15 protein-coding genes are annotated in these 15,839 nt (G+C 38.4%); 8 read left to right on the top strand and 7 right to left on the bottom strand.

The features are described 5' to 3' along the window. The first annotated feature begins 113 nt into the window (after nucleotides 1–113). Both F960_RS16655 and F960_RS16650 read left to right on the top strand, forming a co-directional pair. Nucleotides 114–602 carry a pilin gene (locus F960_RS16655; RefSeq protein ID WP_004867794.1) on the top strand — a complete coding sequence of 163 codons (489 nt, stop codon included), beginning with the start codon at nucleotides 114–116 and terminating at the stop codon, nucleotides 600–602. 138 nt (nucleotides 603–740) lie between these two features. Further along, nucleotides 741–2,378, top strand: coding sequence for a PglL family O-oligosaccharyltransferase (locus F960_RS16650; protein ID WP_228134711.1), 1,638 nt, complete (start codon nucleotides 741–743; stop codon nucleotides 2,376–2,378). Between the two features lie 71 nt (nucleotides 2,379–2,449). Here F960_RS16650 and bfr read toward each other — a convergent pair whose 3' ends face one another. The 6 genes from bfr to gmk form a co-directional block, all read right to left on the bottom strand. Continuing rightward, nucleotides 2,450–2,926, bottom strand: a complete 477-nt coding sequence (bfr, locus tag F960_RS16645) for a heteropolymeric bacterioferritin subunit Bfr (protein WP_004867790.1) — start codon at nucleotides 2,924–2,926, stop codon at nucleotides 2,450–2,452. 241 nt (nucleotides 2,927–3,167) lie between these two features. Beyond that, nucleotides 3,168–3,362, bottom strand: a complete 195-nt coding sequence (locus tag F960_RS16640; protein WP_004867789.1) for a bacterioferritin-associated ferredoxin — start codon at nucleotides 3,360–3,362, stop codon at nucleotides 3,168–3,170. A 167-nt stretch (nucleotides 3,363–3,529) separates the two neighbouring features. Continuing rightward, nucleotides 3,530–3,916 (bottom strand): deaminase RidA, encoded by a 387-nt coding sequence (ridA, locus tag F960_RS16635; RefSeq protein ID WP_004867788.1) that lies wholly within the window; start codon nucleotides 3,914–3,916, stop codon nucleotides 3,530–3,532. Between the two features lie 77 nt (nucleotides 3,917–3,993). Beyond that, the gene (locus F960_RS16630) at nucleotides 3,994–6,099 is read right to left on the bottom strand and encodes a RelA/SpoT family protein (protein ID WP_004867786.1); all 2,106 of its coding nucleotides are present in this window, start codon (nucleotides 6,097–6,099) and stop codon (nucleotides 3,994–3,996) included. A 224-nt stretch (nucleotides 6,100–6,323) separates the two neighbouring features. Next, nucleotides 6,324–6,605 (bottom strand): DNA-directed RNA polymerase subunit omega, encoded by a 282-nt coding sequence (gene rpoZ / locus F960_RS16625; protein ID WP_004867784.1) that lies wholly within the window; start codon nucleotides 6,603–6,605, stop codon nucleotides 6,324–6,326. 132 nt (nucleotides 6,606–6,737) lie between these two features. Beyond that, the gene (gmk, locus tag F960_RS16620; protein WP_004867781.1) at nucleotides 6,738–7,358 is read right to left on the bottom strand and encodes a guanylate kinase; all 621 of its coding nucleotides are present in this window, start codon (nucleotides 7,356–7,358) and stop codon (nucleotides 6,738–6,740) included. A gap of 133 nt (nucleotides 7,359–7,491) precedes the next feature. On the opposite strand from gmk, the gene ispH reads away from it, so the two are divergent. The 3 genes from ispH (at nucleotide 7,492) to pilV (ending at nucleotide 9,531) form a co-directional block, all read left to right on the top strand. Continuing rightward, entirely contained in the window at nucleotides 7,492–8,442 is a 951-nt protein-coding gene (ispH, locus tag F960_RS16615; protein WP_004867778.1) for a 4-hydroxy-3-methylbut-2-enyl diphosphate reductase, read from the top strand. Between the two features lie 162 nt (nucleotides 8,443–8,604). Next, nucleotides 8,605–9,024, top strand: a complete 420-nt coding sequence (locus tag F960_RS16610) for a pilus assembly FimT family protein (RefSeq protein ID WP_020846498.1) — start codon at nucleotides 8,605–8,607, stop codon at nucleotides 9,022–9,024. Next, entirely contained in the window at nucleotides 9,025–9,531 is a 507-nt protein-coding gene (gene pilV / locus F960_RS16605; RefSeq protein ID WP_004867774.1) for a type IV pilus modification protein PilV, read from the top strand. Nucleotides 9,532–9,587: 56 nt separating this feature from the next. On the opposite strand, the gene F960_RS16600 is transcribed toward pilV, so the two are convergent. After that, nucleotides 9,588–10,334 (bottom strand): IS5 family transposase, encoded by a 747-nt coding sequence (locus tag F960_RS16600; RefSeq protein ID WP_004855273.1) that lies wholly within the window; start codon nucleotides 10,332–10,334, stop codon nucleotides 9,588–9,590. An 88-nt stretch (nucleotides 10,335–10,422) separates the two neighbouring features. Between F960_RS16600 and F960_RS16595 the strand changes: the two genes are divergently transcribed. The 3 genes from F960_RS16595 to F960_RS16585 are packed head-to-tail and all read left to right on the top strand — an operon-like array spanning nucleotide 10,423 to nucleotide 15,830. Further along, the gene (locus F960_RS16595) at nucleotides 10,423–11,289 is read left to right on the top strand and encodes a PilW family protein (protein ID WP_004867772.1); all 867 of its coding nucleotides are present in this window, start codon (nucleotides 10,423–10,425) and stop codon (nucleotides 11,287–11,289) included. Further along, complete coding sequence (locus F960_RS16590) at nucleotides 11,279–12,043, top strand: hypothetical protein (protein ID WP_004867770.1); 765 nt, start codon at nucleotides 11,279–11,281, stop codon at nucleotides 12,041–12,043. Before F960_RS16595 ends, F960_RS16590 begins: the two co-directional genes overlap by 11 nt. A 13-nt stretch (nucleotides 12,044–12,056) precedes the next feature. Continuing rightward, nucleotides 12,057–15,830 (top strand): PilC/PilY family type IV pilus protein, encoded by a 3,774-nt coding sequence (locus tag F960_RS16585; RefSeq protein WP_004867766.1) that lies wholly within the window; start codon nucleotides 12,057–12,059, stop codon nucleotides 15,828–15,830. Nucleotides 15,831–15,839 lie beyond the last annotated feature (9 nt).

Below are 15,839 nucleotides of genomic sequence, written 5' to 3'. Positions count from 1 at the left end.
AAATAATAAGTAAACTATAACTTTTTGAAAAATAATAATAATTATAGGTGGCATGCTTCCTGCAATAGAGAAATGCGTTTTTTAATCATTTTTACATTTTGTAGGGGAAATTTATGCAAACTCAAAAGGGTTTTACTTTGATTGAGTTATTAATCGTGGTTGCGATTATTGGAATTTTAGCAGCGCTTGCTTTGCCTGCTTATCAGGATTATACAGCACGTGCAAAAGTTTCAGAGGGGATTCTTGCAGCGTCAACTTGTAGAACTGTAATCACAGAAGCTTCGCAAACTGGATTGAATAAAGCTCCTGTTAAAGATGGGTTTGGGTGTGGAGAAGCAAGTGCTAATGCATTATCTAAATATGTCAAAGTAATCAATACTTCAACATCAGGAGTTATTACTGTTACTACACAAAATATTAATCAGTTAGGGGCGAAAGTTAAACTAGAATTAACACCATATAGTGATGACAAAATGGAAGTCCCTATGGTGGCTGATGATTTTGTAAGTGGAACTGAAAAATCAGTTAAAGCCTGGAAATGCTCAAGCGCTACAGGTACAGATGGTATTGAGGCTAAATATTTACCAGCTTCTTGCCGTTAATCTTTTTTAATAATAATTGATGATAAGGGGTGAGGTTAGCCTAACCTTTTATCATTTTTAAAAATACAAACTCTACAAGATTCAGCTTATAATTCATCCCATGAAATTGGGACAACACAACGTATTATGAAAGCATTCATGCTTCTAATCTCACTGCTTTTACTTTGCCTTGCTTATCTATTGCCGATTCACTACAAACCATGGGCTATTTTCTATGGGGACGTACTGACTTTTGCTTCTGGATTGGCACTTTTAGCTGCTTTTTTTAGAGCGCCATTTAAGATCCCTAAAGCACAATATTTTGGATTTCTAATTGTTCTGATTCCAATGATTCAGTGGGCTTGTGGCTTAGTGATTGATTTTGGTAATGCCTTGCTGTGTTCATCGTATCTATTGATGTTCTTTTTGATGATCATTGCAGCCTATAACTTAGCAAATAGTGAACTCAATAGAGAAAAAACCTTTAGTGTTTTTTCTTTGGCAATGTTGGTGACAGCCGTTATTTCAGGCATTATGGCCATCATACAATGGCTTGATTATGCACCTATTGCAAATTTAGTGATGCGGTTCGTTGGCAATCGTCCATATGCCAATTTTGGTCAACCGAATAATCTCGCTACATTTTTAAGCATTGGTTTATTTGCTGGCTTATATCTGTATGAAACTCGAAAAGCTTCGTTATGGATCTTGATTCCATCTTCATTGTTGATCATTTTTAGCATTGCGTTGACCCAATCAAGAACAGCTTGGGTCGTGTGTTTATTTAGCTTGATTTACTGGGCGATTAAACAGTTTAGACAGAATAAACGCTTAACTCTCCCTAAAATGTTGCTTTGGGTGGGTGTATTTGCTGTCTGTATTGCGATTTTACCAATGCTGACCAGCTATGTGGAGCTATTGTCTAAACAAGATATGGTGCAGACCAGTAGTGCGGTAGAGCGTGCAACTTCAGGCTATCTACGTTTAGATATGTGGCATCAGATGTTGTATGCCATTGCTGAACAGCCATGGTTTGGTTATGGCTGGAATCAAACCAGTTTGGCGCAAATGACTGTGTATCAGCAATTTCCAAATCATGAATGGATCAAGAGTGCGCATAATCTCATTTTAGATTTGACCGTATGGAATGGAGTCATTATCGCATTGCTCATCATTGCATATTTTGTGCTGTGGTTGTTTTGGCTAAATCGCGGGGTAAAAGATAATATCTCGATTATTGCCAGTTTGATGGTTTGTGCGATCTTGATTCATGCCATGCTAGAGTATCCGATCCATTACGCTTATTTCTTATTGCCTATGGGCTTTTTATTGGGAATCATCCAAGCTCAGTATAAGTATTTACCTGCTTTGACATTGAAGCCGTGGATATTGCGTGGTGGAGTTGCCACTGGCGTTGTTATCGTTGCTATTGTTTGCTGGGATTTTGATGTGTATCGCCAACAACTTTATGATGTCGGCGCTGTTCAAAATAAGCTAATCAAGCAAGAAGATTCGAGCTTAGATAAGCCAATTATTTTGTTGACCCAGTTTAAAAATCGTATCGAATGGGTTGAGCTAGATCCGATGAGTCATGTTTCTGATGAGAAATTGGCTGAGCTTAAACCGATGGTGCAAAATAATGCTTCTTCTTATGATCTGAAACGTTATGCAAAACTCTTGGCATATAATGGCAAGATTCAAGAAGCACAACAACAATTGTGGATTTTGCAGCATCTATATGGACAGACCATCACAATTGAGGAGTTGCTTGCACCAGCACAATCGGCTGCAAAGTAGTATCTTTATATGGTCGTAAAAAAGTCCCTCGATTGAGGGACTTTTTTTGACTTGGAAATGTCGTGCATTTTTTAGTCATTGTCACCAATTTGGCTTTGAATATAATTTTCGATGCCTACAGTTTCAGTGAGATCAAGTTGGGTAGTGAGCCAATCCCAATATTCTTCTTCATGTTCTAAAATATCGCGAACAAGATCACGAGTCACGTAGTCGAGTTTTTCTTCAGCAAGTGCAATCAAGGCTTTTTCAGCTTCGATATTTTCTTTTACTTTGCGCACATCACAGTTTAGAACTTCAACAGTATGCTGACCAATATACAATTTCCCTAAATGTTGTAGATTTGGTAAGCCCTCTAAAAATAAAATACGTTCAATAATTTTATCTGCATGTTTCATTTGACGAATTGATTCTTTGTACTCAGCAGAACCCAAATTTTCAATTCCCCAGTCATTAAACATACGTGAATGCAAAAAATACTGATTAATTGCAGTTAAATGGTGATAAAGCACCTGATTAAGTTGATTGATGACTTCACGATTGCCTTTCATTTTGCACGCTCCATTTAATTGCTTGTCTTTAAATCGCAAAAAGACAATGTATAAGCCTATCTTAAACAAGTCCTGAAAATCTTACGAGTAATTTATAGAACGGCAAATGAAAATCGCAATCAAATACAATAGAAAAACGATTTAATAAAAATTTTAGAAAAAAATAACCCGCCTTGAGTCAAGCGGGGGAGGAGGATGGTCATAAGGCCATCTAAAAACAGTATTGTTTTGAGTACTTTGTTTATGCAGCAACAGAAATTCGTGCTGCAATTTCAGCTAATTCTTCATTGATAATACCACGAGCTTCGGGTGCACAGCGTCCACAGCAGGTCCCGAGATCGAGCATATCACGAATTTCACGATAGCTTTCTGCGCCATTAGCAACAGCGTCTTTGATATCCTGATCGGTAATACCGCGACATAAGCAAACGTACATGAGAATTAACCACAAAGTTAAATGCGATAAGAGATATTATTGATAATTATTCTTGTTTGTCAATGAAATTCATTTAAAAACTCATTTATGTTGATTGGCTTTTTGAATAAAAAAATACCACCTGATCGGTGGTATTTAAAATATTTATAAAATCAAATATTTAGAATTTAAGCTTGATTGATGATGACGATACCATCCATTTCAACCAAAGCACCTTTAGGTAAGCTTGCAACACCTAGTGCAGCACGTGCTGGATAAGGTTGAGCGAAATATTCACCCATAATTTGGTTGACCAGCTGGAAATGTGATAAGTCAGTTAGGAAGATATTGAGTTTTGCAAAATCTGCAAGTGAACCACCTGCTGCTTCACAAACCGCTTTAATATTGTCAAAAACACGGCGGATTTGAGCTTCGATTCCTTCAACCAATTCCATACTGTATGGATCTAAACCAATTTGCCCTGAAAGATAAAGTGTATCGCCTACTAAAATCGCTTGTGAATAAGTTCCGATAGCAGCAGGGGCATTTTCAGTATGAATGACTTGGCGGGACATCGTTTTCTCCTTTATTTGATCTCATTTCATCATAGACCATGACTGCTGTTCGTGAAAGCCATCATCGGTTTATCTGATTAACAAGCTTTAGATACTTCATTGATGGCAAGAGGCATCGCCAGACGTGTAATACGTGGGAAGCCAAAATGCATACGTAGTTCACGGATGATTTGGGCAATTTGATTACGGTTGTTTACCACGATATTGACATAGGTTTTATCTTCGTGAGCACGTACAGATTCAACCCCTGTTTTTGATTTACGGCATAGGTAAATCAACTCAGAAATTTGTTCATCACTGAGCAACATGTCGATACTGAGATAAGCAGAGAAGTTAACATCATCTTCATCTTCGGAGGTCCAATGCAGTGCCATGATATTTTCAGGATGCATATGTTGCTCGTGCATGAGATTGTGGCAACGTGCGCGGTGTACGATCAATCCTCGACGAGATAGATGTCCTTGGATTGGATCACCTAAAACAGGATTACAGCAATGCGCATATTTTACATCGACACCATCTGTACCTTGGATTAAACGGTCAGAACTTGGTGTATCGTCCGCTTGATCTTGTGCATAAAGATGATTGGCAACCAACTGGGGTAATAAATCACCTACAGCGATTTGCTCATACAGGGTTTCTTTATTTTCTATATGTCGCCACTGCAGTAAATCGGTCCAATCCTCCTCAGACAAATCTTTAACTGAGCGATTGAACAATTTTAAAGCACGGTTAAGGGCTTGTTGACCGACCAGACGTTGTTCTTCAGGATCTTGTTCTTTGAGAATATTTTGAATCGAACGGCGAGCTTTTTGTGTATTTACAAAACTGAGCCAGTCAGGATTTGGTGTAGCCAATACATCAGTAATCACTTCAACCACTTGTCCACTCACAAGCGGTGTAGATAATGGTTTGATATCACCATTAATCTTGGCACCTACAGCATGATTACCTAAAAATAAACTAGCCGAATAAGCAAAGTCTACAGCAGTCGCACCCTGAGGAAGCTCATGCAATTGACCATGTGGGGTATAGACCCAAATCTTTTCTTGATGCAAATAATCAAGCAAATCATTAAATGTGGTTTTTGCACAATCCCCACCGATCAGAATGTTTAAATTTTTCATCGATGCTTGGATTGCAGAACGACATGCCTGAGGTGCATTTTCACCCAGAACCACACCAAAACGTGCTGCTTTACGCATCAATTCAGTTTGGATCGTAAGTGATAATGTGGTTTTTTCACCTTTTAAGCGAATCATCAACGATTGGTTGCCACCAGGCAATGGGCGACGAATATGATCTTCAAAATGCAAAACTTTGAAATTTTCACGTAATGCTTCGACTAGACGGTCACAGTCAGCAATGCTTTGTAAAATAATTTCGAAAGCATGGCTATGCGTGAGTTCTTGTAAGTCGATTTCATTTTTAACAAAGTGTCTAAGTAGTTCAATATTATTATTTTTCTTTTTAATACGACCCTGAATACTATAGGTATTGAGCAAGTCAGCGAGATTTTGTTCCCAAATGGTTTGATATTTACATCGTTCGGGTTTGGTAATCAGGAGGTTTTCCTGAACATTGTTATACATATCAAGATCAAGGTTTTGATAGCACAGATGTTCAAGGTTATCCGCCATTTCATTCATTCCCACGAGGCGCGCCATCGGAACAAAAATATCAAAGGTTTCTTGGGCAATACGCGCACGCTTATCAGGGCGTAGCGCACCCAAAGTAGTCATATTGTGATAACGATCAGCGAGTTTAATAATAATGACACGAGGGTCTTGTAAAGTCGCTTGCAAGATTTTTCTAAAAGTTGCGGCTTTATTGTATTCTTTATCGCTTGAATGGCTAAGCTTGGTGACACCATCAACCAACTCAGCAACGACTTTGCCAAATTTTTCAGTGATGTCATCTTTAGAAAACTCGGTATCTTCGATCACGTCATGCAATAACGCTGCTTTTAAAGTATCAGCATCCAAACGCATATGCGCCAAAATACAACTCACCGCAATTGGGTGTAAAATGTACGGCTCACCACTTTTGCGTGTTACACCTGAATGTGCAATATCAGCATAATCACAGGCCGCAAGAACACTCTCAACGTCATTTGGTTTTAAATATGCGTCGATAATAATATTGAGTTGTCGTTTGGCTTGGCTGACATCGGAGCCTGGCATATAACACCTATCCTGATACAAAAAACGGAACTTATTTCCTACCCCCTATAATGAAAAGCATATTGACTTGCTTGTCAATTTATAGACGAGAGAATTATTATTTTTTTTAACAAATATTTTGGGTTTTGTCGATGCTATGTCGAATAATTCTCAATAAAAAAGCAATAAAAACCCAATAAAAAAAGCCTAGTTTTTTTAACTAGGCTTTTTTTAGAAAATTGATCTTATTGGAAAGAAAAACCTTCTAGATTCAAATTGTTTGCAGAAAGTGCAAGATCAAGGCTTGAAGTTTGATAATCTTGATCACGTTGTTTCAAGATATCTTTAGTCACATGACCAGCTGCAATTTCACGTAAAGCAACAACTGTAGGTTTGTCATTGTCCCATTCAACTGTAGGCTCAATACCTTGACGAGCGAGCTGACGCGCACGTTTGCTTGCCACTAGTACAAGCTCAAAGCGGTTGTCTACATGGTCTAAACAATCTTCAACGGTTACGCGTGCCATAAGAATTCTCGTTTGAATACAAATTTTTTAAATAGACTGCGAAGTATAAAATGCTTTCGCATGAGACTCAAGTTTTATCCACACCAATCTTAAGATTATCCATATCAATCCTAAGCAAACCCGCATTTTTCTTTACGATTGTGGTGTGATTAATTTTTGAATCAAATCTTTGTGGCGATTGGCTTGTTGCGCTAAAGTCAAACGATTGGCATTTACTACAGCTTCGAGTTCATGCAACGCTTTATTGAAATCATCATTGATAATAATGTAATCAAAGTTGACATATTGTTGCATATCTTCAACAGCACAGCTTAAACGATGCTCAATCACTTCAACTGAATCTGTGCCACGATTGGATAGGCGTTGACGCAAATCAAATTGAGTTGGAGGAAGAATAAAGATTTGTTTTGATTCTGGGAAAAGTTTACGAACTTGTTCAGCACCTTGCCAGTCAATTTCAAGTAAAACGTCATGTCCTTTGGCGAGTTGTTCACGAACAGTGGCTTGTGACGTCCCATAATAATTGCCAAAAACTTCAGCATATTCAATGAAACCGCCTTCATTGACTTGGCCTAGAAAATCATCTTTTGATGTAAAGTGATAATGTACGCCATTGAGTTCGCCAGGGCGTTGACCACGGGTCGTATGAGAAACTGAAACATGCAAATTGCTTACACGTTCAAGCAACGCTTTAACTAAAGATGTTTTGCCCGTTCCTGATGCAGCAGAAACGACAAACAATAGACCCGACATGATATTTTTCCTGATATGATAAAATATCTTCTCTATTTTAGAGCAGACGAGATTCAAACAAAATAGCTACACGCAATTTGTTTGCATTTTTTATTTTAAAGTTGTTAATAGCTGAGTCAGTATTGAGGGTCTTATGGAAATTGTGTTGGCCAATCCCCGAGGATTTTGTGCAGGTGTAGACCGAGCAATTGCGATCGTCAATCGAGCACTAGAGTGTTTCAATCCTCCAATTTATGTTCGTCATGAAGTTGTTCACAATAAATTTGTTGTGGATGATCTTCGTCAGCGTGGTGCAATTTTTGTTGATGAGCTAGACGAAGTCCCTGATGATAATATCGTTATTTTTAGTGCGCACGGTGTATCTAAAGCCGTTCAACAAGAAGCAGAACGCCGTGGCTTAAAAGTTTTTGATGCAACTTGTCCATTGGTTACCAAAGTTCATATTGAAGTCACCAAATATGCCCGTGAAGGTACAGAAGCGATTTTGATTGGTCATGAAGGTCATCCTGAAGTTGAAGGGACAATGGGACAATATGACAAGAAAAATGGTGGTGAGATTTATTTGGTTGAAGATGAAGAAGATGTTGCTTCACTAGATATTCGTAACCCTGAAAAAGTAGCTTTTGTCACCCAAACCACCTTATCGATTGATGACACTGCAAAAGTGATCGATGCCTTACGTGAAAAATTCCCAAATATTCAAGGTCCTCGTAAAGATGACATTTGTTATGCGACACAGAACCGCCAAGATGCGGTACGTGATTTGGCATCGCAATGTGATGTGGTGTTGGTAGTTGGTTCACCGAATTCTTCAAACTCAAATCGTTTAAGAGAACTGGCTGAACGCATGGGGAAACATGCTTATTTGGTAGACAATGCCGATGAACTCGACCAAAAATGGTTTGAGGGTGTGAGCAAAATCGGGGTAACGGCTGGTGCATCTGCACCTGAAATATTGATTAAGCAAGTAATCCAACGTTTACGTGATTGGGGTGCACAAGCACCGCAAGAATTGGATGGTCGCGAAGAAAATATTACCTTTAGCCTACCAAAAGAATTACGTATTTTTGTGAATCAAGTCTAATAAAAATCTGATTTATAAAAAAAACAGATAGTCGCTTTCCGACTATCTGTTTTTTTATGCCTTTTATCTCAATTGTATTGGTTCTGTAAAAATAATATCTAAGATAAAAATATAAATTGGGGAATTTATATTGATTTTAAATATGTAGATGGGGCAATGCATATGGGGCGGGGGTTTACCCTGATTGAACTGATCGTGACAATCTCGATCGTGGGGATTTTGGTCGCCTTGGCTGCGCCCTCGTTCAATCAGATCATACAAAAAAAGAATCTAGAAAAAAGTACTAGATTGCTGGTTTTGACCTTAAATCAAGCTCGTTCTACGGCTATTTTGGAACGTCATGCGGTCACCGTTAAGCTCAATTCATCAGCTCCAGACAGCAATGAAATTTTCAATTGGCAACCCATTGGTAAAGCCAAACTTAAAACAGGTTCGGATATTCATTTTGAAATGACCGGTCTAGTGAGCGAAGGGGATCGTATATTTAAAATCTGTGCATTTGATTCGGCTGATGCAAGCTCCAAAATAATCATGATAAGTCGTATTGGTGTGATCGAATCTATTCAAGAGGGGACATGCTAAATGTTCATTTCTCTCAAAAAACAACACGGTGTAGGACTGGTTGAGGTATTGATTGCACTGGTTATCTTGGCTGTTGGGGTATTGGGTTTTTTGGCGTTGCAATATAGAGCCATTGAAGCCAACAGTGAAGGAGGAAACAGAGTTATTGCGATGAATTTAGCCCGTGATTTGGCTGAAAGAATGCGTGTCAACCCGAGTCAATTGAGTTCATATCCCAAACTCATTGTTGTTGCAAAATCTCAAAATGTGGCTTCTACAAGTTGTTATCAAAATTATTGTGATGCAAGTCAATTGGCAGTTTTTGATGCCTCTCAAGTCGTTGCCAGTGCCAAAAGTTTTGCGATGAGCATCAATATGTTGCCTTGTAATGGCAATGAAAATGAACGTAAGTGCATTTATGTCGCTTGGGGTGAAACCAGTGCAACTGATGGTAGTGAGTTACAAGATTGTACGGATGGAAGTAAGTATCAGACAAATTCAACTTGTTTGATCATGGAGGCATATTGATGAATAACAAAGGATTTACCTTAGGGTGTGTTGACATTTGCAGTATGGAACTTAACCTACAATGGTAACCAAATAAATATACAAGCAAGAGCGACAGCACTTTGATAATTACGCTTTAGCTTGTCATATCGAGTTGAAATTCCTCTAAATTGTTTTAACCTACAGAATGAATTCTCAACTAAGTGCCTGATTTTATAGATATGCCAATCCATATGATCATTGTTAGACTTAGTGTTTGATTTTCTAGGAATATTTGACTTAGTTTTTGTTTGCTCAATTTGAGTCCTGAAGTTGTCTGAGTCATAACCTTTATCAGCACATAATATTTCTGATTCAGTTAAATCTAATTTTGATACCAGATCAGGGGCTATCTTAATATCATGGGAAGTTCCATCTGAAATAATAAACTCAATGGGATTACCATTAGAATCAACTGCTAAATGTATTTTTGAACTATTACCACCGATACTTTTGGAAATATCTTGATTATTAATACCTGAAGAATGCTGGTGTGCCCGTACGTGGCTACCATCAATAAATATCCATTCTTTATCAGCATGTTTACTAAATAATTTAAAAATATTCATAAACTTATCATTTTTAGACCAACGATTGTATTTCTTAAAGATAGAGTTTGGCTTACCAAATTCTTGAGGTAAATCTCTCCAAGGACAACCTGTTCTGATACGAAATAGAATAGCTTCGATAAAATTTCTTAAATTTAGTTTGAGATAAATATTAAAGTGACGGAAAATAGAAAGTAACTTAGACCAGTGTTGATCATTCAGCATTGTACGAGGCATAGCGGGGGTAAAATTGGGTTTGGCGATTTAATTTTACTATCTCGCTATTTTTTTAGGCAACAAATGTCAACAGACCCTATTAGAACTCATGCTTTCGATTGCTTTAGGTCTAATCATTCTTTCTGCTGCACTTATTATATTTATCACAGGGCATAAAAGTTATTTGATGCAACAAGGCAGTTCCGATCTGCAAGATAACGCAAATTTTGGTTTGAACTATATTGTGCATGATATCCGTTTTGCCAATCTCAATAATCCCCGTTCTTCAATCAATGACACCCTTAATCTTGGAGGAGTCGTCATTAGTCAAGCCAATGTACCTGTGCAGGATGGTTTGAGTAGTGACTATCTCAGTAAATCGGTGACAGGACCTTCTGCGGTGACGGAAGGCAGCGGTTCAAGTCTAAAAAGTGATGTTTTGGTCATCCAATATAAGCCTGTTGTAGCAGGCGTTGACTGTGAAGGTAGTGAGATAAAGCCTGATGGCAGTATGGTGATTCAGCGTTATTTTTTACGTGAAGATAGCAATGCTGAAAGTACTGAACCGAGTAAGTTGGCTCTGGTTTGCGATGCAGGACGTTATATCGAAAATAAAAAAATGGACGGTTTGGGGCTTAATAGCCAAGTCATTATGAAACGCGTTGAGTATTTTCGAGTGCTTTTAGAAGTGGTTAATCTCAGTCAACAAACACGTTTCATGGATATCGCCACTTACAATGCCCAAAGCGTAAAACCTCGAATCGTGGCAGTTTCGATAGGAGTGCTGGCACGGTCACCAAGTTCAGTTGGGGCATATAAAAATAACAACAATTTGGATCAATACAAGGTTTTAGATAAGACCGTAAAAGTGAACTCAAATACAAATTCAACCCGATATATCCGACAGGTGATTACACAGCACGTGGCTTTGCGAAATGGATTGGGGGATCGGGAGCAAGATGTTAATGAAAAATAATCAAGGCCATACATTGCTCATGGTCATGTTGGTTTTGTTGATGGTCACGATCATTGGCACGCTCGCCATTCGTCAAAGTCTAGTTTCTTTAAATGTCGCCACCAATGGTCAGGCACAGCAACTTTTGTTGCAAAATTCGGATTCAGCACATTTTAAATTTGAAGAAAAGGTAAGAAAAGATCCGCAATTGTTAGATGTAACTGGCATGTTGGGGCTGATCACTGGGAAATATCGCGGTGATGAAATGCTGTTTTGTTATAAGGGCACGCAAAAAGAATTTTTTGATCTACTGCATTTCGGAACTTTTAGCCTCAAAGGTGAGGATCAACAATTTGCTGATAGTTCAACTACACCGAGCTTTAGTTCATCTTTGTCGACTCAAGCGCAACAAGGCGTATGCCAACTGGATCGGGAAAATGATTTTACTAGTGGGCGTAAAGTCGTAATGACACAGATTTCAGTGATCAGCCCAGAAGAAACCATAGTAAATAATGACATGCCTTTTGCGGGACAAACTCGAGGTACGGATAGTGCAAGTTCAAAATTGATGCCTGATTCAAAAATTATAATAAATGCAGTTTCATTGATGCCTACGCTCAGTCGAGCAAGCACGAGTCAAATCAACCAATGTTTAAACAATTCTTCAGTGTATTTAGAAAATTCTCAAAAAAGTTTAACCACTTGTTTAACTAATTTAAATGTACCTTTTGCGACTTATACCACTGAATATATGTTAAGTCAGGATTTTATATAATGGGGCTAATATAGTGAATAATCTAATAAAAAAGAATAGTCATCATGCTAAAAGAAGATATTTGGCAGTCTGCATTTCAGCCATTATTTCTTATACAGGGGGAATGTCTACAAGCGTTGATGCCAGCGATATTGAAATTTATAAATCTGCAAGTGCAGCTCGTACGACCTTGATGTTGATGCTTGATTTATCTGGGAGTATGGGTTCAGCTTTAACAGCCAGTGGTTCGAGTTATTCTGATGATTATGGGTTAACCAGTTGTGGCACAGCATCGCAAACAACATCACCAATCAATGGGTTGGGACTGTCGTCATTTCAAAATAATACCGCTTATTTTATTGCTTCAACGACCTCGCCATCATATTCGAGGAATTTTTGCTATGTCACTACTGCAAGTGCTTCTTCTAATACTTTGGTAAAGAACAATTGTGAACAAGTCTCAGGTGGATATCGTTGTTATGATCGAATAACTAAATTAAAAGATGGGTTATTTGATTTATTACAGGGAAATAGTGCGAAGGGCGTAAGCGAGATTTCCGAAGATAAATTTATTGGTTTAGCTGTTTTTTCGAGTAATGGCAATGGTCGTACAGGACATATTGTTATACCTGCAAGGGCGCTAAGTGAAAAATTGAGTGGGGTACTCAGCCAAAGACAAGCATTATTGAATGCAATTGCAAGCATGAGTGTGAGTGGTGGTACACCTACCGCAAATGCTTATGCTGAAGTTGCATCATATTTATTGGGAACAACCACAATTGATTCTGTGGATCAAAAAAGCTATCCATATACGTTCGTGCAAAATAATAATTCGAATTACCATATTTGTGTGCAGTGGAATGGTACAAGTTGTGCCGATTGGGGGATAAATTATGCGGGTTACGCTTCATCAATGGTGCAGGGTTTAACTCCTGGAACAGCGAATGTAGAAGGACCAGATGCAGGTTATAAAGGAACGTTTTATTCTCAAATTTCAACAAATGGTTATAGTGGATTTAGCTATTCTGCATTAGATGCAAAAAAGACCAGTCCTACCTCATATTATTCGCCACTTACTGGAATTGTGGAAAGTGGACAGAAAGAGTGTAGTGGGCAAGGGATTTATGTATTAACTGATGGTCTGCCGAATAGTTCTAGTAGCCATTTTGCTGGCTCGTTAATGAGACAGGCTTTAGGCAATTCTTATGCTTCGGCTTTATCATGTTCAGGTACATTATTTAAGGAAACTGGAGGTATTACAGGTTGGTCTTGTATCAGTGATATGTCTCAGCTTTTGTTGGGGAAAAATATCAACGGGACTACGAGTAGTAATCAAACAAACCCCACAGGTTTAGCTATAAAAACAGCAGTCGTCGGTTTTGGACGTAGTTTTCAAGTGACCAATAATTTGGCTTATGATGTTGTGAGAAATATTGATGGGACAAAAAATGAAACAGAAACAATTCGACAAAATATTAATAAAATAAACTCTATTAGCAATTTAAATGAAAATATTAAAAATACCTTTCTTTGGGGTATATATGGTCAAGGCGGTTGGTATTCGGGTTCAAATTCTCAAGATATTGTGGATAGTGTAAATAGCTTTTTGGGAGAGCTAAATACGGAAGTAAAACCTTTAACCACGGGTAAAGTTACGATCGCAAATGACCCACTCAATCAAACCAAATTGGAAAACGTATCTTATTATCCGCAGTTTCAACCCAAACCCAATGATGTTTATCAACTTTGGCTTGGCAATCTAAAAAAATATAATTTAAATAGTATTGGCAGTTTAGATAGCGCTCATGATTTATGGGCATTGAGCTCAGTTGCGAGCCAAGATCAAAGACCGAGTAGTTTATTGGGGGGCGTTGTTGATAAATTGGCTTTAGGTTATCGATCTGATTCAACTGCAAATCGTATCCTGTATAGCAATCGAGATATTACCAAGTCATCTGACAATTATAACGGTAATCGTCTGGTTAAATTGTCTTTATCAGACTTGATTGACAGCAATAACCAAGATCCAAGTCGAGGTTATTTTGTTTCTTTACTTGGCTTTGATGTTGATGCAACTCACCCGGAAAACATAAATAAAACCACGTTGCAGCAAGCCAGTGAACTTCGACAGATAGGTGCAGTGATGCATTCTTCACCTTTATTGATCACCAATTATGCCAAAGTTAAAGATTCAGTTTATTCCAACCGTCAAAACTACGTGGTGTTTGGCACAACTCAAGGTCTACTGCATGTGGTTGATGCGGATAGCGGTGTCGAAAAATTAGCTTTTGTGCCAAATGAAATGGTCGAGAACCAAAAACTGGCTTTTGTACGTCCTGAGTTGAGTTCGGGCGGCGTGAGTCATTTATTTTATGGCGTTGATGCGCCGTGGGTTGCAGATACAGAATATGTTTTAGCTCCAAATGATGCCGTTACTGTGGGTAAAGGTTTATACGAACAAGAAGGTCGTCAAGTCCTCTATGGTGGTCTACGCATGGGAGGTAAAAGTTACTATGCACTTGATCTATCTGATATCGATGCACCGAAACTCAAATTTCAAATCATTCCAAAAGGGTCATGTTCAAGTTCAAATTTAATCGGCTGTATGGGGCAAAGTTGGTCAAAACCCACCATCGCGTGGGTTAACTGGAAAGGTTATAAAAAACGAGTGATGTTTGTAGGCGGTGGTTATGATGCTGAAGGTGACGGAACTGATGCCAGTAAAAATGCGACTGATAAATATAAAGGCTATGAATATGAAGACTATCAGCAGCGTTCAAAAATCGGCGCTGGTGTATATATGTTTGATGCTGAAACAGGTGAATTGCTCTGGACTGCCAGTGCAAATGTCGCAAGTAATTTGAGCAGCTATCATGAAGATCTAAAATATAGTGTGGTGAGCCAAATCAAGACAGTGGATCGTAATGCCGATGGTTTGGTCGATCATTTATATTTTGGAGATTTGGGAGGGCAAGTCTGGCGAGTTGATCTGAACAATACAGCAGGAAAAAATAATGCGAATTTATTTTCCAAAAAACCAGTCCGGCTTTTAAATTTAAATAAATCTGCAAATAGTCCACGGTTTTATGAAGCTCCTGCATTTTCGACCTATAGTGAAAATGGCAAAATTGTGGCAGTGATTTCAATCGGAAGTGGAAATCGTAGTAAACCATTGGCGGATTATGCGAGTGATTCTAGTTATTTAGATGATGCAATCTACAACATTTATGATAAAGATGTCGTGCGATCAGACTTATTTGATGTTGTTGATAATAATTATAAAAATCAAAATGATCAGTTGCTTAGTCATGATATTTCAATTCGTGGGCTGAATGATTCAAATGCCTATCTATATCTTTTAGATGATAACAATCGCTTTTCAAAAAACTCAGTCTATTCAACCTTTGAAAATAATGCGGGTTGGTATTACCCATTCAAAAAGAGTCGTATTCAGACTGAAAAAGTCACTGATAGTCCAATTGTGATGAATTATCGGATGTATGTGAATACATTTGATGCCAGTGCTTCTGGAACGACAGATCAATGCGGCGCTGGGGTCGCAGGCGGTAGTTTTATGACTCTGTTTTGTATGCCATTTGGGCAGTGTGGTTCAGGTGCTGCGAGTGATTATCGACTCAGTTTGGGTTCGGGAATGGTTGGCGGAAGCGTTGGTCCATTAGCTGAGGATGCTCTAAGTCGAAGTTTAGTGACAAATACGGACATATCGACAAAAAATTCGATTTGGACTGATTCACCTAAAACCGCTTTAAAGGTTCGGGTACTGCGTTGGTATGAGCGCACTCAATAAGGTGAAGTC

Source organism: Acinetobacter gerneri DSM 14967 = CIP 107464 = MTCC 9824 (assembly GCF_000368565.1).
Classification (GTDB): domain Bacteria; phylum Pseudomonadota; class Gammaproteobacteria; order Pseudomonadales; family Moraxellaceae; genus Acinetobacter; species Acinetobacter gerneri.
Note: the sequence above shows the minus strand (reverse complement) of the source record. Positions and strands in the feature narration are given on the sequence as shown.